The organism is Dyadobacter fermentans DSM 18053 (assembly GCF_000023125.1).
GTDB lineage: Bacteria > Bacteroidota > Bacteroidia > Cytophagales > Spirosomataceae > Dyadobacter > Dyadobacter fermentans.
Genome location: NC_013037.1, coordinates 2,895,004 through 2,915,478 on the forward strand (window position 1 = coordinate 2,895,004; position 20,475 = coordinate 2,915,478).

Consider the following 20,475-nt stretch of genomic DNA (forward strand, 5'->3'; position numbering starts at 1 on the left):
TTGGGAATCCCAAAGGAGGTTTTCTTAATTGATAGCCTTACACCAGTGAGCAACTACCGTTATTTTCTGTGTATTGCGCGCTGCCCTGGTTGGAAGACGCCTTCAATCCACCGAATGAAGTTTTCTGAATGCGTTTTATATATTTTAGCTGATAAAGGTTTTAAATCGCTGTTGTCAATTTCGGTGATGTACTGCTCATGCAGCCGCCGGATCTCTGCCAATATGTTCAAATTTGTTCTCATTCGTTTTAAGCGCACTATATATACTTATATAGTAACGTTTTGAACCATACTTTCGGCATTTGGTCCGCGCTTGTCCTAATGAAAAGCACTTTTCTAAGACCATACCAAGAAACCATTGCAAAGAATTTAGATGAACCTGTCGACCTGCCTAGTTTTCAGTTCATGTGGGCTATCTTTGCTCGTATACTCTTATAACCCAGCACCCATGCTATTTAGCAATGTCCCCGATTGGGGACATTGTGCTGGCTTCTCTTTTATACAAAGGTCGATACACACGTACACCCGGAACACTTGAATTCTTAATTGCTGGCCCATTCTTGATGCTGTGGCTGTCCAACTATGGCGCAGCATTATCTGGCCTTGCAACTATCTTCTCCTGAATTTCTTTGAGCTGCTTCAAGATGGTGTCCATAGTTTGCGAAATATGCTGCACCTCTGACACCCTTTCAGGCACATCCTTAGAAAAGTAGCTGTGAAACTTCCAGATTTCAAGCACGTCTCCGGCACTGATCTCATATGGCTCATAAGCCCGGTTCAAAGATTCCAACCGCATCTTATTCCCTTCTGGCAAAATAGTGACCTTCTTAAAGACAAAATCCTGCTCGCCATCCAGGATCACAATGCATAGCGTCCCCGGCTTCAAGGCCGTCCAGTCCTCGACATACCGGCAGATCACGTCCGCGCCCTCCGGCACCGGCAGCATCGAGTCGCCCGTCGTCGGAAACATCCGGAACGTCCCTGTCTGCGGAAGGCCTGGCACAGAAAACTTCGGAAGCGAAGCGATAAATTCTGGGTTGGCATACCCGCTCCGGTAGCCCGCCTTCGCCTTGACTGGCACATACTCAACGTTTTCCTTATTGGCTTTGTCTGTCGAGATAGCCAGCACCCGAAGGTTCGTCCCTTTCATGTAGAGCGGGCTCCCCGCTTCCAGCTCGCGGAGTGGCAGCTCCCCTACCCCACGCAGATCGATCCTAAAAAGATTATCGATCGAAAGCCCGAAAAAATCAGAGATTTTGATCAGGTCAACTGCTGACGGGTTTTCCGTCCTTCCAGCCTCTATGGCAGCAAGTTTGACGCGAGTGACGCCCAGCTGCTCGGCGAAATCTTCCTGGGTGAGCCTGCGTCGCTCGCGGAGAAACCGGATGTTGCTACCGAAAAAAAGTTTTGCGCTTGTCATGGCATAATGTTATTATTGAAATCACATCAATGGTACTATTAATACCAAAGATAGCAAAACATTCATACTATGGAAACTGCATTGAAAAAAAGTGAGCTGGTTGCCAGGCTCAGAAGCGACATCGCCGCTTTGCAGGGCTTCCGTGCGCCGGCGTTGGGCGTAAAACACGACGACTTTGGCCTGGGGCCAGTAATGAAAGCTTTCCCGCAGGGCGTATTCCCTCGCGTGGGGATGCACGAGTTTATCAGCCAGTCAGCCGAGCAGACTGCGGCCACATCGGGCTTTATGGCCGCCCTGGCCGGTAAGATGATGAAACAGGACGGGCTCTGCGTCTGGGTGGGTACACGCCGAACGGTCTACCCTTTCGGTCTGAGCCAATTCGGAGTGTCACCCGACCGGGTGATCTTCGTCGATCTGAAAAAGGATAAAGACCTTCTGTGGGCTATCGAAGAAGCGCTCAGATGCGATGCGCTATCAGCGGTCGTAGGCGAAATCAAGGAGCTGAACCTGACCGAGTCGCGAAGATTACAGCTGACTGTCGAAGAAAGCAAGGTCACAGGCCTTCTGCATAGGGTTTCGCCCCGGCTTTCAAACCCGGTTGCCGCAGTCTGCCGCTGGCGGATCAGCCCGCTCCCCGGTGTAGAAGACCAAGTTCTGCCTGGCATCGGCTTTCCACGCTGGCAGGTTCAGATCGAGAAAGTACGTAACGGCGAGCCAGGCAGCTGGCCACTGGAATTCCGCGATGGCAATTTCGAGCTCGTTGGTGACTCTGTTTCTTTTCACCAGTATATATCCAAGGTTGGGTAGCGGTCATGAAAAGGTATGTGACGATATGGCTTAGGCACCTTTTGGTAGACCGCGTGCTGCTTACCCAGCCCGAGCTGGAAGGCAAACCTTTTGTGCTTGCCGCCAAGGAGCGTAACCGCATGGTGGTGAAAGCATCCAGCCGGGATGCTTTGAAACTGGGTATCGAGGTGGGCATGGTGCTCGCCGACGCCCGCGCGGTACAGCCGGATTTGCAGGTACTCGACTATGATCCGGCCTTACCTGAAAAGCTGCTACGCGCCCTGGCAGAATGGGCCATCCGCTACTCGCCGCTGGTGGCTGTTGACCTGCCTGACGGGTTGATCCTGGACGCTTCTGGCTGCGCGCACCTTTGGGGATCGGAAGCAGCTTACCTGAAAGACATTGCAACGCGCCTGAAATCCTCTGGCTATGATGTGCGTACCGCTATGGCTGACACGATCGGCACGGCTTGGGCGGTATCTCGCTACTCGCGCAGTTTCCCGATCATAGCGCCAGGCGAGCAGCTGTCTGCGCTCTTGCCGCTGCCGCCGCATGCGCTGCGGCTACCGGCCCCGGTAATTGAGAAAATGCAGAAACTGGGGCTCTACCAAATCAAAAGCTTTATCTATATGCCGCCCTCGGTGCTGCGCCGAAGGTTTGGCCAGGCGACGCTCGACCAGATCGGCAAAGCGCTTGGCACGACGCACGAGGCCTTTGAGCCCGTCCAGCCAGTAGAGCCCTACCAGGAGCGGCTTTCCAGCCTGGAACCGATCCAGACAGCTTCCGGCATCGAGATAGCGATCCAGAAGCTTTTGGAAAAGCTTTGTGAAAGGCTGGTCAAAGACGGCCAGGGTGCGCGCCAGGCTGTGCTGCGCTGCTACCGGATCGACGGACAGATCCAGCAAGTCCAGATCGGCACCAGCGGGCCCTCATGTAGCGCTTCGCATATGTTCAAGCTTTTCGAGCTGAAAATTGCCAGCATCGAGCCAGCCCTGGGCATTGAGCTGTTTGTGATGGAAGCCCCGGTTGTCGAGCCGCTGGCCAACGCGCAGGAAGCGCTTTGGGACTTAAACAGCGGTAATAAGATCACGCGAATCGCAGAGTTGATCGACCGGCTCTCGGCGCGGGCGGGCACAGGCGTCATCCACCGCTATCTTCCTGCCCAGCACCACTGGCCAGAGCGCGCGATTACCGAGGCAACCTCCCTGACCGATCAGCCGGAAATAGACTGGCGGACCGACCAGCACCGGCCGGTGCAGCTGCTGCCAGAGCCCGAGCGCATCATTGTCTCCGCGCCGGTACCGGATTACCCGCCTATGCTCTTTCGCTATAAAGGGGATATCCACCGCATCAAAAAAGCGGACGGACCAAACCGGATCGAGCAGGAATGGTGGATTACCGGCGGCTTGCACCGCGATTATTACGCTGTCGAAGATGAGCAGGGAGGCCGCTACTGGATCTTCCGGCTTGGCCACTACAATGAAGAGCTAACCGCCGAGTGGTTCATCCACGGCTTTTTCGCATAAATCCTTCCTGACCTCATGCAGTACACCGAATTACAGGTAACCAGCAATTTCAGCTTCCTTCGTGGGGCTTCGCATCCGGAAGAGCTCGTCGAGCAGGCGATGCACTTTGGCTATACGAAAATAGCCATCACAGACCGGAACACGCTGGCAGGGATTGTGCGCGCGCATTCGGCCGCACGCGGCAAAGGGTTTGAGGTCATCCCAGCCGCGCGGCTGGATCTGATCGATGGGCCCAGCCTTCTGGCCTACCCGACGGATAAGCCCGCTTACGCGCGGCTTTCGGCGCTGTTATCACTGGGAAACCGAAGGACTGAAAAGGGAAAATGCGACCTGTACCGAAGGGATGTGTATGAACACGCCGAAGGGATGAAGTTCGTTGCCGTCGCGCCGGTGACACTAAATGCATCCTTTGAATTTGAACCGGGCTTTGAAAGGGCGCTGCGCGAATACCGCTCCGAGCTGGGCAGTGAGCTTTACCTGGCTGCTACCCGCTCCTACGTGGAAAGCGATGTCAAAAAGTTCTTCCGGCTGTCCGAAATCTCAAAGCGCCTGGATGTACCGCTGGTGGCCACCAACGATGTGCATTACCATCACCCGGAGCGCCGGCAGCTGCAAGACATCGTTACCTGCGTGCGCGAGAAATGCACGATCTACAATGCCGGCTTCCGGCTGCACCAGAATGCGGAGCGCTACCTGAAAGACCAGGCAGAGATGCTGCGCATCTTCCGCGGGTATCCGGATGCCATTGCCCGCACGCAGGAAATCGCAGAAGCCTGCACCTTCTCACTGGACACCTTGCAATACGTGTATCCGGAAGAGATCACCGGCGGCGACCGCAGCCCGCAAGAAGAACTGACCTACCTGGCCTGGAAAGGTGCCAGGGACTTTTACGGGGAGCCGGTGCCTGAGAAAGTTGCCAGCGCCATCGAGCATGAGCTCAAATTTGTAGCCGAAATGGATTATGCGGCTTATTTTCTGACAGTTTACGATATTGTCCGTTTCGCTCGTGAGCGCGGCATCCTTTGCCAGGGCCGCGGCTCTGCGGCCAACTCGACCGTCTGCTTCTGTCTTGGGATCACCAGCGTTGATCCTACCAAATTTGATCTGCTCTTTGAGCGCTTCATTTCATCAGCCCGTAACGAGCCGCCGGATATCGACGTAGACTTTGAGCATGAGCGCAGGGAAGAAGTGATCCAGTACATCTACCAGAAATACGGCCGTGACCGCTCAGCGATCGTGGCCACTGTCACCCAGCTGCACCAGAAAGGCGCTGTGCGCGATGTGGCCAAAGCGATGGGCATGTCCGTGGATGCGATAAACAAACTATCCAGCTCGATCTGGGAATTTACCGATGAGTGGTTTGAAGGAAAACGGATTTCGGATCAAGGCTTTAACGCGAGTGACCCGCACCTTATGAAAGTGGCGGATCTGACCAAACAGTTCATGGGCTTTCCGCGGCAGCTGGGCCAGCATACCGGCGGGTTTGTGATCACCCAGGGCAAGATCACTGACCTTTGCCCGATCATCAACGCCCGGATGGAAGACCGCACCAATATCGAATGGAACAAAGACGATATCGATACGCTCGGCTTTCTGAAAATTGATGTGCTTGCCCTGGGCATGCTTACCTGTATCCGCAAAGGCTTTGACCTTTTAAGAAACCATTATGACAAGACCTACACGCTGGCGACTATCCCGCAGGATGATCCGAAGGTGTATGAGATGATCTCGCATGCCGATACGATCGGGGTTTTCCAGATCGAAAGCCGGGCGCAGCAGTCGATGCTGCCCAGGCTTAAACCAAAAAACTTCTATGACCTGGTAATCGAAGTCGCCATCGTCCGGCCGGGTCCGATCCAGGGGGATATGGTGCACCCCTACCTGCGCCGCAGGAACGGGGAAGAACCGGTAGAATATCCTTCCAAGGAGCTGGAAGACATTCTCGGCCGCACGCTGGGGGTGCCCCTGTTCCAGGAGCAGGCGATGAAGATCGCGATCGTGGCGGCCGGCTTCACTCCTGCCGAAGCCGATAAGCTCCGGCGCAGTATGGCGACCTTTAAGCTCAACGGGCTTGTCACCCAGTTTGAAAAGAAGCTGATTGATGGGATGACCGGACGTGGCTATACGGAAGAATATGCGCGCCGGATCTTCCGGCAGCTGGAAGGGTTCGGTAGCTACGGGTTTCCTGAAAGCCACGCGGCCAGCTTTGCGCTTTTGGTCTATGTCTCCTGCTGGATGAAGTGCTACTATCCCGATGTATTCGCGACAGCGCTGTTGAACTCTCAGCCTATGGGCTTCTACCAGCCCGCACAAATTGTCATCGACGCGCGTAAACATGGGGTTAAGGTGCGGCCGGTGGATGTGAACATTTCCAGCTGGGACAATACGTTAGAGGAACCAGAAGGGGAATATAGGGCGATCAGGCTGGGCTTCCGTCAGGTGAAAGGGCTTGCGAAAAAGGACGCTTTGGCCCTTTTGGCGGGGCGCACCGGGCCCTATAAGGCCATTCATTTGATGCGGGACGCTGGGGTCTCCCAAGAGGCGCTGGAAAAGCTCGCTGACGCGGACGCCTTCCGCTCGATGGGCATGGACCGGCGTCAGGCGATGTGGGAGGCCTCTGCCCTCTCCGAACGGCCGATGGGCGCTTTTGCGGGCCACAAGTCAGCCAGCGAGTTTGAAGCGCCCGTCGAGCTTCCCAAGCTCTCGCTTTCCGAGCATGTCGTCCAGGATTATATGTCCACCTCGCTTTCGCTGAAAGCGCACCCGGTTTCGTTTGTCCGCCAGGATTTGGTAGCGAAAAGGGTGATCAAGACTGCGGATCTTGCGGGGTTGCGCGATAAACAGTTTGTCCGGGTAGCAGGCCTGGTGCTCGTGCGCCAGCGGCCAGGTACTGCCGGCGGGGTCTGCTTTATCACCATCGAGGACGAGTCGGGCGTGGCTAACCTGGTCGTGTTTCAAAGCCTTTTCGAGAAATACCGTAAGGAGATCCTCCGGTCGCGGCTTTTGATGGTCGAAGGAAAGCTGCAAATCGAAGGGGAAGTGATCCATGTGGTCGTCCGGCGCTGCTATGATATGTCCCCGCTGCTGCGAAATCTTAATCAGAAAGATGAAGATCCGGATCTGCTTACGTTATCGCGCGCCGACGAAAAAGACGAATATGTATCCCAGGCTGTTAACCGCAAAACACAGGTCCGAAAAAAGGCGGTGCAATTGGAAATCTTTCCTTCCGGCCGTAATTTCCGTTAACCAGTATCACCTGCCATGGTAGCCGCATACAACCCTTTCGAAATCCTGAACCTGCCTATGATCCGGCGTATCACCCAGCACGGCAATCATTTCATTGTGCTGCAACGCTTCACCTGGTCAGGGATCAAGGAGGGCTTTGGGTTTATGGCGACTCCTTACAAGGATGAGAAATCAGGGAAGGTGCATGCGGCGCAGCTCTCCGGGAACGAAGGAAAGCTGCTCAATCTTTCCGCTGATATCGAAAAGATCACAGCCCTAATCAACGATCCGCGGTACAGCCTTTTCCTTTGCACGTTCCGGGAAGAGTCCTGGAACAAGAAAATGATCAAATTATATCAGCGGAATATGGATATCTTACATTAAAGCTCACATGCCGGTCGCTTCCAACGATGCGATCGTCATTCAAATGGATTTGAAATTCGGAAGGCTCAAAGCCACTGTTACGGCCAACGGGCCCGAGCATGAGTTTGACCTGTATGAAATGATCAGATAAGCACCCCTTTTATATATATGATTCCGTATCTGCGCGGGCGTCAGCTCTGTTACGACATATCCCTTCACAGCGATATTGAGCTGACCAAGGAGGTTTTTCCCAAAATCAAAGACAAGCGGATTATTCAGGACTCACCTGTCTATGACCACATCAGCTCTTTCGCGTTTCCACAGTATCCAGTGATAACACGTCAGGGCACTGAGTTGATTCTTTCAGAGCTGGAATGGTCGCTGGATCCTGTCTACGAGAAAAATCCGGTCGAGCGCCGCAAGCGCCGTACCAAAATGGCGGACATACAGTCGGAGCGGGTGCTCGGCGACAGTCGCTCCTACGCGCATCGAATCAGGCAGAACCGGTGCCTTATTCCAGTAACGGGTACTTACGAGCATCGTGCGATCCAGGGGTGGGCAAAGAAAGTCCCCTACTACATCTGGCCAAAAGACCGGAAAATGCAGTTTCTGCCGGGGCTGTTTCAGATCATTGAAACGACCGGTCCAGCTGGTGAAAAAAAGCAAAGTAGCAGTTTTGGGATGCTCACCCGCACGGCTAACGAGCTGATGGCCAATATTCATAACGACGGCGAGTTCCGTCACCGGATGCCATTGTTTCTCACGCCAGAGCTGGAAGAGTTTTGGCTATCTGAGCATTTCTCGGACACGGATATGAAGGCGGTGTTTGATTTCATGTCGCCTTCACAGGCGCTGGACTATCGGACAGTTTTTAGCATCAGAGGGACAAAGCCGCGGCCGGATGGTGAGCCAAAGTTTGAGTTTTGGCGGTATGAGAATCTGCCACCGCTGGGGAATGACGAAGGACTCCAGTCTCAAATGTCTCTTTTTTAAAGCTGCTTTTCAATACAAAATATGCCATTCCGTCTCATTTCTAGCAATTAAAGCACTGCTATTCAAGAAGATCACTATGGTCGTACCACTCTAAGTGTTGTGGCTTCCGTCGGTGTAGAAATTCTAAACAAATAAATCCCTGACTGGCGCAGTAGAATAGCTATTTCTTGCCGGTTCGGGCGCAAATGTGATGATATGAGTGTGCCGTTTTGATCGGAAATTGTGAGCTGAGAAGTGTTTGCTGGTAGTTTTAGGTTTACTTTTCCATCAATGGCTGGGTTCGGATAGGCCGCTGCCATTCTAATAGATTCATGCATAGGAACGATCGAAACAATTCTAGAGAATGTCGAGCTTTCGTCCCAGTCGATCTGTTTGAGCCGGTAGTAACTTGTAGTATATAGGTCATTATCGGAAAAGCTATAAACGCCGCCCCGGTCCCCTTTTCCATCAACCCACCCGGCCTTTTCAAAATATTTCCCGTCAACTGATTTCTGGATTTCAAAACCTGCATTCGATGTCTCACTGGCCGTCATCCAAGTTAGCTCTGCCTGGTTTGCCCCGGTGGAAACCCCTTTAAAGTAGATAAGTCTTACCGGAAGCGCCGCGTATACCTCGTTTGTCGCACCGACGCTACCAAGCGACCAATCCAGTGAAACGTTCTCGCCAGAGCCACTAGCGGACGCCCCGAAAATTCCCAGGGAAAAGGATTGTGCCCAAATTGCCTCGCCCAAAAATACCAGAAGAAGAGTAATAAATATTGTTTTCATTGATACAATGATTTAGATACGGCAAACACTTGAAAATCTCATGATTCTCCGTTAAAAGCAATCAATATTCTAATGTGACAGTGCCAAGGCTAAGCCCGCCGTCATTCCAATTTGCTGCGGTGGTAGCATTACTAGCAAAGCCAACCATTCCGACTTCATAAGTTCCAGGTTCAAGATTGGTTTGATAAACACCATGGAAAGGAATAAACAAACGCGTTCCCAGAGATACACGGAAACCTGGGACAGCATGTGAAGGATCAAATTCAAGAATGGGCTGATTGGGAATATCCACGCGACGATACCCGAGATTTAGCGTTAAACCAGTTCCTCCCCCAGTGGCAACTGACCCAAACGCTTTTGAAAACATCAGGGTTAGTATCGGATTAGCTTGATTAACTTGAATTTGCACCTTAACGGACAGAAAATTCATCGCCGTGCTAGGTGGTAAACCAAATCCTGTATTGTGATGATACCTCCGTTCAGGCCGCTTCTGCCACTGATCTCCTTTGAAAACCATCATATCCCCTTCCTGAGGATCATTGATCCCTTCTAGATTCTTGGCCATGAGTGCGTAAGGAACACTTTGCAGCTGAGACGTGCTTACATTTAAATAATTACTTCCACCAGCAGCATCCAGCTCCACTTGTAAGAAATACGTTCCGCTACTCCAATGGATATTTGCGAACGCTCCTGATTGTACGTTACCTGCTCCGACCGCTACATTGAACGTGCCGTTGGCGGTGGTCTGCGGCGTATGTATTTCCTGATACACCGCAGCGCCTGATGCAGAACCTTGATGCAAAGTGAAGCGGACCGAAACGGTTTTATTTGCGACCGGTTTATTGGATACATCACGCGCCACGCCTTGAAAGGCGAATTGCTGCGGGATCTGAGCATGGGCGGTCAAGGCAAGCAATATGCCGATGAATAGAAAGAATTTATACTTCATGATCTTTCGTTTAGTAGTTAATAACTTACTTCTACGAATCCCGTCGATGGACCGTTGTCATTCCAGGATCCCCCGTTTGACGATTTGCCCAACATACCAACCTCGTAAACCTCACCAGCCTTGAATGTTGTTGCATATGAACCTGTTAGCGTAAAAGGCAACCGAACCCGCGTTGTTACACGAAAATTGTTGATTACATCCGTTGTAATAAAAGGAGTATAGTCTTCCTGTGTATCGCCTACTTTTCGGTACCCTAAGACAAGGCTCATGGACTCTCCACCATCAGTCAGGTTTGACCCGAATGTTTTCGTTGCTGAAAGAGAAATGTTGGGATTGTCTTTTTCGATCGTGATCGTGGCCATAGCTGAAACAAACCGAAGGGTACCTATAAGATTACTTCCAGATCCACTAAAATGGTAGCGTTTTGTCTTAGGCTTCTTCGTCCAGGACCCGTCTTGAAACTCCAACATATCCCCGTTTTTTGGGCTACTGACGCCTGTAAGGTTGTCAGCATGGGATGAAACCAATGCATAAGGTACACTTTGCAGCTGGGTTGTGCTCATCGTTTCATAGTCACTTCCCCCGGCAGCATCCAGTTCTACCTGTAAGAAATAAGGCCCGGCGTTCCAATTGATCGCCGAGAAACTGCCCGACAATGTATTTCCCGCACCTACGGAAATATTAAATACACCGCTTGCCGCTGTTTGCGGTGAATGTGTTTCCTTGTAAACCGTGGGTCCGGCCTCGGAACCCTGGTGCAGCGTGAAGCGGACCGAAACGGATTTATTTGAGACCGGTTTATTGGCTGCGTCACGCGCCACGCCTTGGAAAGCAAATTGCTGCGGAACCTGGGCGTGGGCGAACACAGCTGCTGTAAGCGCTGCCAGCAAAAAAATGAACGATTTCATGACTGTTTGATTAAATAGATGTTAGAGACTGAGCAAATACCTATTCAGTAAGCTTTTTTCGCACGCATTCATCCTCTTTGAAAGTAATCGTCCAGTCATCCCAGATGCCTACTTCTTTGTTTTCAAGGATTTGCTTCACCTCGATCGCTCGCGGTCCGGCGGTTACCGCCGTAGTAAAAACTGATTCGGTCGCCTGTTTCCCGCAATCGGGAATGGCGGCGGATGTCGCAGTGATGCTTCCGGCCAGCTTTCCGTCAATGTAAACATCCAACCGGTCGAAATCGGATTCAATTTGCGTGTAGAGCGTGAAATACGCCTGGGGAGCTGGGTCTTCATCCTTTTTGCACCCCGATACTGAAAAGGCAAGCAGAAAAAGGATTGGAAGCAGACGCGGGCTTGATAGCAGTTTTATCATAACAGTACTATTTTGTTAAATTGATCATCGTTAAGCGGCATTTTCACAAAAGAGAAGGATAGCGATTACCCAATGCATTATTGACGCATCAAAACTAGTTCGCTCCTGGATGGTGGTAAAATTGAAGTTGCTAAGGCGTATAGGATCAGCTGCGGAAGCGGGCATGATCTCCGCTGGAACCGCTTAATCAATTGCTTTCCTTTTTGGCAATTTGAAACCGTTAAATATGGATTTTCGCTACGCTTCGAAAGCGGTTCTTATACGTTTCGCCAAATTAAAGTGGCAACCTTTCGTTCGGATTAACATTTTTGTGCAAGACATATTAGAAGTCCAATCTTGATCCGCTTGCCCACCTTTAACTTTAATCTGAGCCTGATGAAACCTGGCAGATGCTGGAAATCTTTGCTGCTGTGCATTCAGCTATTGGCCGGTTGGGTGCATGCACAGGACCGGGTCTTCGAGGTGAATCAATACGACGAGCGCCAGGGGCTCAGCAGCCGGCTGGTGCATTGCATGATCCAGGACAAAAAAGGATTCCTATGGCTGGGCACATCCGACGGGCTGAACCGGTATGATGGTCACGGCTTCATCACGTTTCGGAGCAGCGCCGATAACCCCAAAAGCATGGCCGGCAACTACATCACCGCTTTGGCAGAAGATCTGAACGGCAACATATGGGTGGGCTTCTACACCGGCGGGATCAGCTGTTACAATCCGGTGCGCGGCCAGTTTACCAACTACGAGATGACCGACGTGCAGGGCCGGGACCTGTCAGGCGAAGAAGTGAAAATGCTGTATATCGATCGTCAGAATACGGTCTGGACCAGCATTAAGGGAGAAGGGCTCATACGATTAGACCAGGCCGGCGGAAAGCACAGGCAATATAACATTGTAGAAACAGCGACCGGAATAAACCAGCCCGAGTACCGCAAAGCTTTCAACATCGTCTACCGCGTTTACGAGCAGCCGGGCGGCCGCTTTTACCTGCTCACGCACACTGGTTTGTATTTATTCAACAAAACGAGCGGCAACTTGAACGCCATTCCCGACCCGGATGCAAGCGGGCACCTGGTGCCGCAGAACCTGTTCATTTCCTATACAGTAGAAGATGACGTGCTTTGGCTGGGCTCTTGGGCCGGGGGCCTTGCTGCTTTCAACATAAAAACCGGCGGATGGAAGCGCTACCGGTTTGACCCGCGCATACTCCCTACGACCAACATCATTTCTGGCATTCACCATTCCGGCAGCGATACCTTGTGGCTTACTTCCATTGACCGGGGGTTTGGATATTTTGACAAGAAAAAGGAGGAATTTGTTTTTCTGGCTGGCAAACAGGGGTTTCCCACCGGTTCCTATAATGGCCTTTTGGCCGATCGGGAAAATAACCTTTGGCTCAATACCGAGAACATGCTTGTTGCCGCATTCCGGCAATCCAAACCATTCACCTTTGTGCCGGTCAATGTTAAAAAACGTGACCATTCCGTATTTCATTCCATTACTTCCATTATCGAAGATGATCATTTCAAGCTAACGGCCACCCTTTGGGCCGATGGGCTGCAAGTGCACAACAAGAAAACCGGGGTGACGAAAGCATTGGGTGTCGACACGCACATGGACGAGCCCTTGCAGCGGGTGAATAACATTTGGAAGGACAAGAGCGGAACGGTCTGGGTGATTTCGCGGGATGTCATTTATACATTCGATCCCGTGCGGGAAACGCTGGTCAAAATCCCGCAACCGCCCGCATGGACGGCAGAGAAGCCCAGCAATTTCTTTTTATCCATCCGGCAAGACAAGGCAAACACGTTTTGGATAGCCACCGCAAGAAACGGCCTGTTCAGGTACGACCCGCGCAATGCGAAATACACGCATTACGCACCTTCGGCCACAAGACCGATCGCGACTCGGCTGATTTCGGCCATCGATACCGACGAGTACGGCACGCTTTGGGTGGCGGGCAAAAACGGGTATCTGGCGTTTTACGATCAGAAACAGGACGCATTCCTACCGGTGCCGGTGGCCTACAAGGACCGAAAGGCTAAGAGCGTGAGCTCGGTGTTCTGTCAGCCGGGCGGACGCTTGTACGTAGGTACGGAGCTCGGCCTGCTGCTCTACGACATTTCAAAGTCCGAAAAACGGCCTGTTAGTCTCTACACTGGCAGTGATGGCTTGAAAGGCGATATCGTCAGCAGCATGCAAAGCGATCGGTCCGGGAAAGTTTGGTGTATTACTCAAACGGCGCTTTGTAGAATTGATCCTTTAACGCACAGGATCAGTTCCTACGGGCTTTCTGATGGCATTACCAAGCCCGACATCGGCTACGGGATCAGTCATTTGCCCGGTGGTTTTCTGGCGGTTACGGCCAACAACGGCTACTACCAGTTTCATCCGTTCACCTTGCTCGGCCAGAAGGCCGCAAAAGTGCCGGTGATCACCTCATTCAAGGTCTATGGTCAGGAATATTATTACCAGAAAGAGCTTTCACGCAATGGCTTTGTGCGCCTGGAACCCGACGAAAACAGCTTCTCCTTCGAGTTTTCCGTTCTTGACTATAAAACACCCGATGCCTATCAGTATTTCTACAAACTGGAAGATATCGATGCGGACTGGGTGCGAGCGGGGAGCCGCAGGTATGTAGGCTACACCAATATTCCCGGCGGCCGCTACAATTTCCGGGTGAAAGCGGCCATTCATCCCGACGATCTCACGCAAGCCGAGCTTACCATACCCTTTTACGTCGAAACGGCCTTCTACAACACCTGGTGGTTCAGAATTGCGGTTATGATTTTCCTGGCAGGCCTTGGATTTCTTTATTATCAAAATCAAATACGGAGCAAGTCGCGGATTTACGGGTTGCAAAGCCGGGCGGCAACGCTTGAAAAAGAAAAGGCGATGATCATGTACGAAAGCCTTAAACAACAGCTCAACCCCCACTTTCTGTTCAATTCGCTCACATCACTGGGAAGCCTGATCTGGATCGACCAGAAGCTTGCCACCCGGTTTTTGGAAAGCCTGGGCAAAATGTACCGCTACATTCTGCAAAACAGGGATACCGAGCTGGTGCCACTGGAAGACGAGATCCGGTTTGTGCAGATGTACATTGACCTGCAGCAAACCCGATTCGAGCAAAGCCTGCTGGTGACTTTTGATGTCGATCAGCAGTTATTGAATCTCAAAATCGTGCCTGTAACCCTTCAAAATCTGATTGAAAACGCGATCAAGCACAACATCATTACCATCGAAGACCCACTGAAAATCTGCATTTACACGCAGCAGACCTGGCTAGTCGTCGAGAATAACCTGCAAAAGAAAAACTTCGTCCAGACCAGCAACCGACAAGGGTTGGCCAGTCTGGTTTCGCTGTACCGCTACCTGTCGCAGCGGCCCGTGGAAATCGAGGAAACGCCCAACGCATTTAAAGTAAAAATCCCCCTGATATGAAAGCTGTTATTATTGAAGACGAGAGCCTGGTTGCGCGCCAGCTCAAACAAAAAATCTCGAATGTTGCAGCAGACGTAGAAGTCGTTGCGATCCTGCATAGCATCAAAGCCGCCCGGAATTGGCTTTCCCAAAACAATGAACCCGACCTGATGTTTATGGATATTCAGCTGGGCGACGGGCTGAGTTTTGAAATATTCGACCATTTCCAGTTGGAGTGCCCGGTGATTTTCACAACCGCTTACGATGAATATGCCCTAAGGGCATTCAAGGTCAATGGTATTGACTACATCTTGAAACCAGTCGACGAGACCGACCTGAAACGTGCGCTGGACAAATACCGGTCATTGGTGAATGGTAAAACTGCATTACCAATCGACATTGCTAGCCTGATGGCTACGCTGACTACACGCCAGCCTGCTGCCCAAACCTACCGCGAAACCTTCATTGCTACAAACCACCAACAGTGGGTTCCTTTGAAAACGAAGGATATAGCATGCTTTTCGAAAGACCACACGCTCATCGTGTCCACACTTCAGGGCGAACACCACAGGATCAACAACGACAGTTTGGAAGAATTGGAGGAAGTCCTGGATCCTGACCAGTTTTACCGTGCAAACCGCCAGCACATCGTCGCAAGGGAAGCCATTCATCGTATCCAGCTGGCCGATAACAACAAGATCATCCTGGTGCTCAGGCCACCGTTGAAGTTGCAGGTCGACATCAGCCGCGAGAAAGCGCCAGCATTCAAGAAATGGTTCGACAGATGAACGCTGAGATATGAAACCTGACACTAAATCCATCTTGCGGAAGGAGCTCCGGGTGATGTTTCACAAGGATTCCCAAAAGCCGGGCGTCCGGATCGTGAAATATCTGTCGTTATCGATACTAATCCTCGTTTTCTGGCGCTCCTGGCTCTTTTGGTGGATCATGGCCGGCCTGGCGCTGAGCGCCGTACTACTCCACAGTTTTTACCGCTACAAAACCCGCGGCTGGACCCGCAGCTACGGCAAGGGAATATTCCGCTGGGACTATGAAAAAGTCTTTCATGCCCACCAGTGAAACCCACATTGGTCTAACTACCCATTGATTAAACGGTTCGAAGCCTTCGACTACCCTGCTCAGCAACCGCTTCTCACGCTTCGGATTCTATTTTTTTCCTCCGCCCTGCTGCCCCGTTAGTTTTGCGGGCGTCAATAATTGACGCTCACATTTATTTAAACAAACAATTCTCAAACTGGTCATGAAATTCAAAATGAGACATTTATGTCAACAATGCCGTTATGGCATGGCAGTACTCGCGTTGGTATCGCTCACAATGCAAAGCTGCAAACAGCCAGACGAACTGGTTTCGCAGCCACCGGTTGCGGGTACGGAAACCGGCCATTCCGATACACAAGCGTTGGCTGCTTTTCTGAGCAGCGAGCTGGGTGTTGCCTCAACAGAGATCGTTTACGAAGATACAGTCCATGCTTTTGTAGTCGAAAAAGACATGTTAGTATCCGAAGCAGATGTAAGGGTGCGTATGAAAGCAGGCATCGGTGCCAAAACCACCCAACGCCGGGCAAAATGGTTACTGTCCGATGCGGTCGTCGGCTCGCTGGGTATTTCGATCGATGCGAATTTTCCAGCCGAATGGAAGCAGGCGATCAACGAAGTGGCACTGACGTGGAACCATAATAATCCAAAGGTCAAATTTTACATCACCAACGACAATCCCAAAGTGCGTTTGAAAACATACTTCTCCGGGAAAAACGATTTGTCGTACATCGTGAAGGCGCCATTGCCAGCACAGGACGGCAACGTGGGCGGAGAAGTGCTGGTCAATTACAACTACTGCTATTACGGACCGCAGATACCGCTTTCCATGAAAAAAGCGGCAATCGTTCATGCACTGGGTCATGTTCTCGGACTTACACATACGAATCCCGACGGTTCATACGATAATATGCATATTCCGGGCACTCCGACTGTTGACAATGCCTCGGTAATGAAAAGTACATTCGCTGCGTGGACGTCTCTTTCCTGGGGAGACTGGATGGCTGCAAAGTACCTGTATCCGAGTAATACGGGATGGTCGACCATGGGGACCGGCTACGATCTTGCCGCTGGTGGGGGAAGCGACGCAACACTTTGGAAATTAGGGACGATTCCCCTACCTAAAGGTATGATGGTTCATAAATTCAACTGGTCAACCAAGAATTGGGATACAGTACCTTGTCAGGGCGCAGCCCGAATAGCGGTAAATCCGATTACGGAGCGGCCCTGGATCGTTGACAGCACCGGCGACATTTTTGAAATGCTTGCTAACGGAACTTGGAAGAAGTACCCAGGCAAGGCCGGAGACATCGGCGTGGGAGCAAATGGGCAGGTTTGGATTATCGGCACCACATTCATTGATGGTGGCAAGTCCGGATGGTCTATTCACAAACTGGAGAACGGTAAATGGGTCCAGAAACCTGGCGGGGGTGTTTACATTGCCGTGGACGCTGACGGGAACGCATGGGTAGCAAACTCAAAGGGTGAAATATACCGATACAACGGGACCAAATTTGTGCAATTGCCAGGATTAGCTTCCGACATCGCCATTTCAGCTGACGGTTATGTCTATATTACTGGCCGGTCCGACGCTTTAGGAGGCAAAATCTATCGTTGGCAAGGTAATAGTTGGACCCAACTAGGGGGATTCGGTTATAATATTACTGCGCTTGAAGCTCCCTACGGCCCACTTGTTTCCATTAACGGTACTATCCAGTCATGGTTTAACTTCAACATGTAAAGGATTAAGCTGCCAGTAACCCGATTTTGAAGCGATAGCAGGCCAAAAGTCTGCTATCGTCTTTTATTTATATTGCAGAGAAGCGCTTTTTGTCAAATGCTTTTAAGAATATTCTTAAATAGATCGAGCTAGCCAATTTTAGTATCCCTATGGCGACCATATACCGCTTTTTATGCATGTCTCAGCTTTATAAAGATCAGGGTAAAATGCTTGATACTGCTGCTACCAATGCCTATGTTATTAACCAATAAGCAACCCTCAACCTCATTTTAGCATCCATTCCGTAAAGTCTGCTCCATCTTGATGAAACACAGCCTGCCCCGTCTATTTTATTTCGCATTATCGCTTATTTCAGCAGCAATAATCGCAGAACCAAACCCAAGCATGCCAACTGGCCAGCCCAGCCCTGTCGCCAGCGCTTATTTCGAGCAGGCATTTACTTTCATCAAAGACAATGCCTACTTCCATAAACATCTGGATTTCGCCAAAATTAAGCAGCAAGCACTTACCAAAATGGTGCATGCCCAGTCGCCAGCCGACACGCACGAGGCGATTCGTTTTGTATTATAACAACTAAATGACCGACATAGCTTCTTACAGCCTGCATCAAAGGTCCCAGGTCGGCCGGTTAGCAATGTAGCCGCTACCCGTGCGAATATTCCATTCGATGTTTCGGTGGAAAGAAACTATGGAATTATGAAATTGAAATCCTACAATTCAACCGATGCAGCAAACTCTCATAGAATTTCAGATAGCTTGTATAATTGTCTGCTGTATTTCGATAGAGTGCAGGTGAAAGGCACCATTATCGATCTGCGGGAAATGGAAGGCGGAACCTACATTCCCTTCGTCACTGGTCTGGCACCGCTGATAGATGCTGAACAATTGATTGGCTTTGCTGACCGAAACGGCAAAAAGAGCCGCACGGTCCGCTACAAGAACGGCATATACTATCAACAAGGCAGAAAGAAGTCACGGCTCGGCTACCTTTCTCGCTACGAGCGCCCCGGCGTTGCAGATCTCCCTATTGCGGTACTAACAGGACAATACACAGCCAGCTCAGGCGAAATGATTCTCTTATCGCTAAAAGGGCTTTCGCAAGTACGCACCTTTGGGGCGGCCACTTATGGCGTTCCTACCGGGAAAACGAACTTCTTCCTTTCGGACAGCAGCATGATTTCACTTACCAATACTGTTTGCTGTGACCGGCAAAAACGAATCCATTCAGGCCCCATACAACCAGATTCAAGCTGCGCGGAAAACGAAGCAATGCAGTCGGCGAAAGCCTGGATCGACGGTCATTGATGCAAACAGCTGAAATGGCCACATAGGGGGTTGGCACCAAAGTCCTTCTTGTATTTGTCACTTAACATAGTATTCGTTATCAGAACAAAAGCGGATTTTCACAGTTTTGTCATATTGACTTGCACATTGATTGAAAAATATTCGGGAGGTGGCCGCCAAAAACAGCAAGTCCCTCAAAAGCATCTAATTCGTCGCAATTAACAACAGAAACTACTAAACACCTGTTTCTCGAAAATTCACTGCTGGATTATTTGAAAGGCAAGCTCGATATATGTATATCAGGCTTTATACCAAGGTTTCCCAAATGATAATAAAACGCCGATGCCCACTCGTCCGGTTTATGCACTTTCGGCCCAAGAGTTATTTTAATGATGCTAGAACAAATCGGAAATGTTTTTATATAAACTCTTGGCGGATTGAAGCTGGTGTCAACAGATTTCGGAAACATACCTCCACGGATAATGATTCGAACCTCCTGCTCATGCTTATAATCATCAGTTTTAAAAAGATATTTAATCTGATTCAATAACGAATCTAATTCATACATCCTTTGCCCGCGATTCAAGGAATAAACATTCCAATCATCGACCCATCTCTTGGCGCACAAGCTGCAAGTGCAGGTATCGAAGCTGCGAAGACATTTCTCGGCCGAAAAACAAAGCTGATCCAGGTTTCAGTGAAAGCCGGCTACAAGGTGCTTCTCAAAGACGCCAACGCCAAATCAATCTAGTCTCCATTCATTCTAAGAGTCAATTATCATGAGAAATTTTCTTTTGAGTCAGCTACTGCTGTGCCTCAGCTTGTCCGGAACAGCCATTTGCCAAGGCGTCGAAACGATCGTTATAAAGGCAATTCCACTTGAAATCACCACCAGCAAAACTACCCACCTTGTATTTCCATACAACATCAAAACGGTGGACAGAGGGAATGGAGAAATTCTTGCGCAAACGGCGGCTGGCTTTGACAACATCCTGCAAGTCAAAGCCGCTATGGCATCTTTCGATACGACCAATCTGACTGTTATCACAGGTGATGGGACGCTTTATTCGTTTCTAGCGAGCTACTGTCCGAATCCTGTCTCAATCAACATAAGAATCGGCAAATCAATGAACGTTGGCGCTACGTCAGTAGCAGAACCAAACGAAGCTGAGATTGAGCAGGCGTTGATCCAAGCAAGTCAAAACGATTCCAGTAATGTCAGTATAAAAGACCAATCTTCTCAAGCAAAATTGGAGCTATCAGGCATTTACATCTGCGGCGATATTTTGCTTTACAAATTGATACTTACCAATAACTCGCCTATCAAATATGATATAGAGACCCTCAGGTTTTACATCAGGGACAAAAAACGTCCCAAGCGTACAGCGATTCAGGAAAGCTATATCACACCATTCCGCGTGCTGAGTGATACGACCTCAGTCGGCCCAAGCGCGCAGCACACTTTCGTTTACGCAATACCAAAGATGACCATTCCGGACAAAAAGCTTTTGTCAATCGCGCTCTATGAAAAAAACGGCGGCAGACACCTACGCCTGAAAGTCAGAAACCGTCACATTCTGAAATCCATCCCATTGCAAGTAAGTCCATCAAACCTTTAAACTT

At 50.5% G+C, this 20,475-nt stretch carries 19 protein-coding genes; 14 read left to right on the forward strand and 5 right to left on the reverse strand.

The annotated features are described in order from the left end of the window. Positions 1 to 579 precede the first annotated feature (579 nt). Positions 580 to 1,419, reverse strand: a complete 840-nt coding sequence (locus DFER_RS11540; RefSeq protein WP_015811811.1) for an XRE family transcriptional regulator — start codon at positions 1,417 to 1,419, stop codon at positions 580 to 582. Between the two features lie 69 nt (positions 1,420 to 1,488). Between DFER_RS11540 and DFER_RS11545 the strand changes: the two genes are divergently transcribed. The 6 genes from DFER_RS11545 to DFER_RS11565 are packed head-to-tail and all read left to right on the forward strand — an operon-like array spanning position 1,489 to position 8,312. After that, complete coding sequence (locus DFER_RS11545; RefSeq protein WP_015811812.1) at positions 1,489 to 2,226, forward strand: ImuA family protein; 738 nt, start codon at positions 1,489 to 1,491, stop codon at positions 2,224 to 2,226. A 5-nt stretch (positions 2,227 to 2,231) separates the two neighbouring features. Next, positions 2,232 to 3,731 (forward strand): Y-family DNA polymerase, encoded by a 1,500-nt coding sequence (locus tag DFER_RS11550; protein ID WP_015811813.1) that lies wholly within the window; start codon positions 2,232 to 2,234, stop codon positions 3,729 to 3,731. A 15-nt stretch (positions 3,732 to 3,746) separates the two neighbouring features. Further along, positions 3,747 to 6,977, forward strand: coding sequence for an error-prone DNA polymerase (locus DFER_RS11555; protein ID WP_015811814.1), 3,231 nt, complete (start codon positions 3,747 to 3,749; stop codon positions 6,975 to 6,977). 15 nt (positions 6,978 to 6,992) lie between these two features. Beyond that, complete coding sequence (locus tag DFER_RS11560) at positions 6,993 to 7,340, forward strand: hypothetical protein (protein ID WP_015811815.1); 348 nt, start codon at positions 6,993 to 6,995, stop codon at positions 7,338 to 7,340. Positions 7,341 to 7,347: 7 nt separating this feature from the next. After that, a complete protein-coding gene (locus tag DFER_RS30720) occupies positions 7,348 to 7,470 on the forward strand; it encodes a hypothetical protein (protein WP_015811816.1) in 123 nt (40 codons plus the stop codon). 17 nt (positions 7,471 to 7,487) lie between these two features. Then, on the forward strand, positions 7,488 to 8,312 hold the full coding sequence (locus DFER_RS11565) for an SOS response-associated peptidase (RefSeq protein ID WP_015811817.1): 825 nt from the start codon (positions 7,488 to 7,490) through the stop codon (positions 8,310 to 8,312). A gap of 74 nt (positions 8,313 to 8,386) precedes the next feature. Here the strand turns inward: DFER_RS11565 and DFER_RS11570 are convergent, their stop codons facing one another. The 4 genes from DFER_RS11570 to DFER_RS11585 all read right to left on the reverse strand — a co-directional run bounded on the left by DFER_RS11570 (position 8,387) and on the right by DFER_RS11585 (position 11,351). Beyond that, the gene (locus DFER_RS11570; protein ID WP_015811818.1) at positions 8,387 to 9,079 is read right to left on the reverse strand and encodes a T9SS type A sorting domain-containing protein; all 693 of its coding nucleotides are present in this window, start codon (positions 9,077 to 9,079) and stop codon (positions 8,387 to 8,389) included. A 61-nt stretch (positions 9,080 to 9,140) separates the two neighbouring features. Then, positions 9,141 to 10,028 (reverse strand): DUF8740 domain-containing protein, encoded by an 888-nt coding sequence (locus DFER_RS29215; protein ID WP_015811819.1) that lies wholly within the window; start codon positions 10,026 to 10,028, stop codon positions 9,141 to 9,143. Between the two features lie 17 nt (positions 10,029 to 10,045). After that, positions 10,046 to 10,936 carry a DUF8740 domain-containing protein gene (locus DFER_RS29220; RefSeq protein ID WP_015811820.1) on the reverse strand — a complete coding sequence of 297 codons (891 nt, stop codon included), beginning with the start codon at positions 10,934 to 10,936 and terminating at the stop codon, positions 10,046 to 10,048. 40 nt (positions 10,937 to 10,976) lie between these two features. Continuing rightward, entirely contained in the window at positions 10,977 to 11,351 is a 375-nt protein-coding gene (locus tag DFER_RS11585; RefSeq protein WP_015811821.1) for a hypothetical protein, read from the reverse strand. 375 nt (positions 11,352 to 11,726) lie between these two features. Here DFER_RS11585 and DFER_RS11590 point away from each other — a divergent pair, with 375 nt between their 5' ends. From DFER_RS11590 to traN, 8 genes are all read left to right on the forward strand, one after another. Further along, a complete protein-coding gene (locus tag DFER_RS11590; RefSeq protein ID WP_015811822.1) occupies positions 11,727 to 14,792 on the forward strand; it encodes a ligand-binding sensor domain-containing protein in 3,066 nt (1,021 codons plus the stop codon). Further along, entirely contained in the window at positions 14,789 to 15,559 is a 771-nt protein-coding gene (locus DFER_RS11595; RefSeq protein ID WP_015811823.1) for a LytR/AlgR family response regulator transcription factor, read from the forward strand. The genes DFER_RS11590 and DFER_RS11595 overlap by 4 nt, the downstream gene beginning before the upstream one ends. Before the next feature lie 10 nt (positions 15,560 to 15,569). After that, complete coding sequence (locus tag DFER_RS11600) at positions 15,570 to 15,851, forward strand: hypothetical protein (RefSeq protein ID WP_015811824.1); 282 nt, start codon at positions 15,570 to 15,572, stop codon at positions 15,849 to 15,851. Between the two features lie 226 nt (positions 15,852 to 16,077). Further along, positions 16,078 to 17,568: a tectonin domain-containing protein gene (locus DFER_RS11605; RefSeq protein ID WP_015811825.1), complete on the forward strand. Its 1,491-nt coding sequence runs from the start codon at positions 16,078 to 16,080 to the stop codon at positions 17,566 to 17,568. A gap of 303 nt (positions 17,569 to 17,871) precedes the next feature. After that, the gene (locus DFER_RS11610) at positions 17,872 to 18,138 is read left to right on the forward strand and encodes a hypothetical protein (protein ID WP_143828720.1); all 267 of its coding nucleotides are present in this window, start codon (positions 17,872 to 17,874) and stop codon (positions 18,136 to 18,138) included. A gap of 126 nt (positions 18,139 to 18,264) precedes the next feature. Next, the gene (locus DFER_RS11615; protein WP_041735007.1) at positions 18,265 to 18,873 is read left to right on the forward strand and encodes a S41 family peptidase; all 609 of its coding nucleotides are present in this window, start codon (positions 18,265 to 18,267) and stop codon (positions 18,871 to 18,873) included. A 550-nt stretch (positions 18,874 to 19,423) separates the two neighbouring features. After that, complete coding sequence (gene traM, locus DFER_RS11625; protein WP_041735011.1) at positions 19,424 to 19,603, forward strand: conjugative transposon protein TraM; 180 nt, start codon at positions 19,424 to 19,426, stop codon at positions 19,601 to 19,603. Positions 19,604 to 19,631: 28 nt separating this feature from the next. Continuing rightward, on the forward strand, positions 19,632 to 20,471 hold the full coding sequence (gene traN / locus DFER_RS11630; protein ID WP_015811826.1) for a conjugative transposon protein TraN: 840 nt from the start codon (positions 19,632 to 19,634) through the stop codon (positions 20,469 to 20,471). Positions 20,472 to 20,475: the final 4 nt, after the last annotated feature.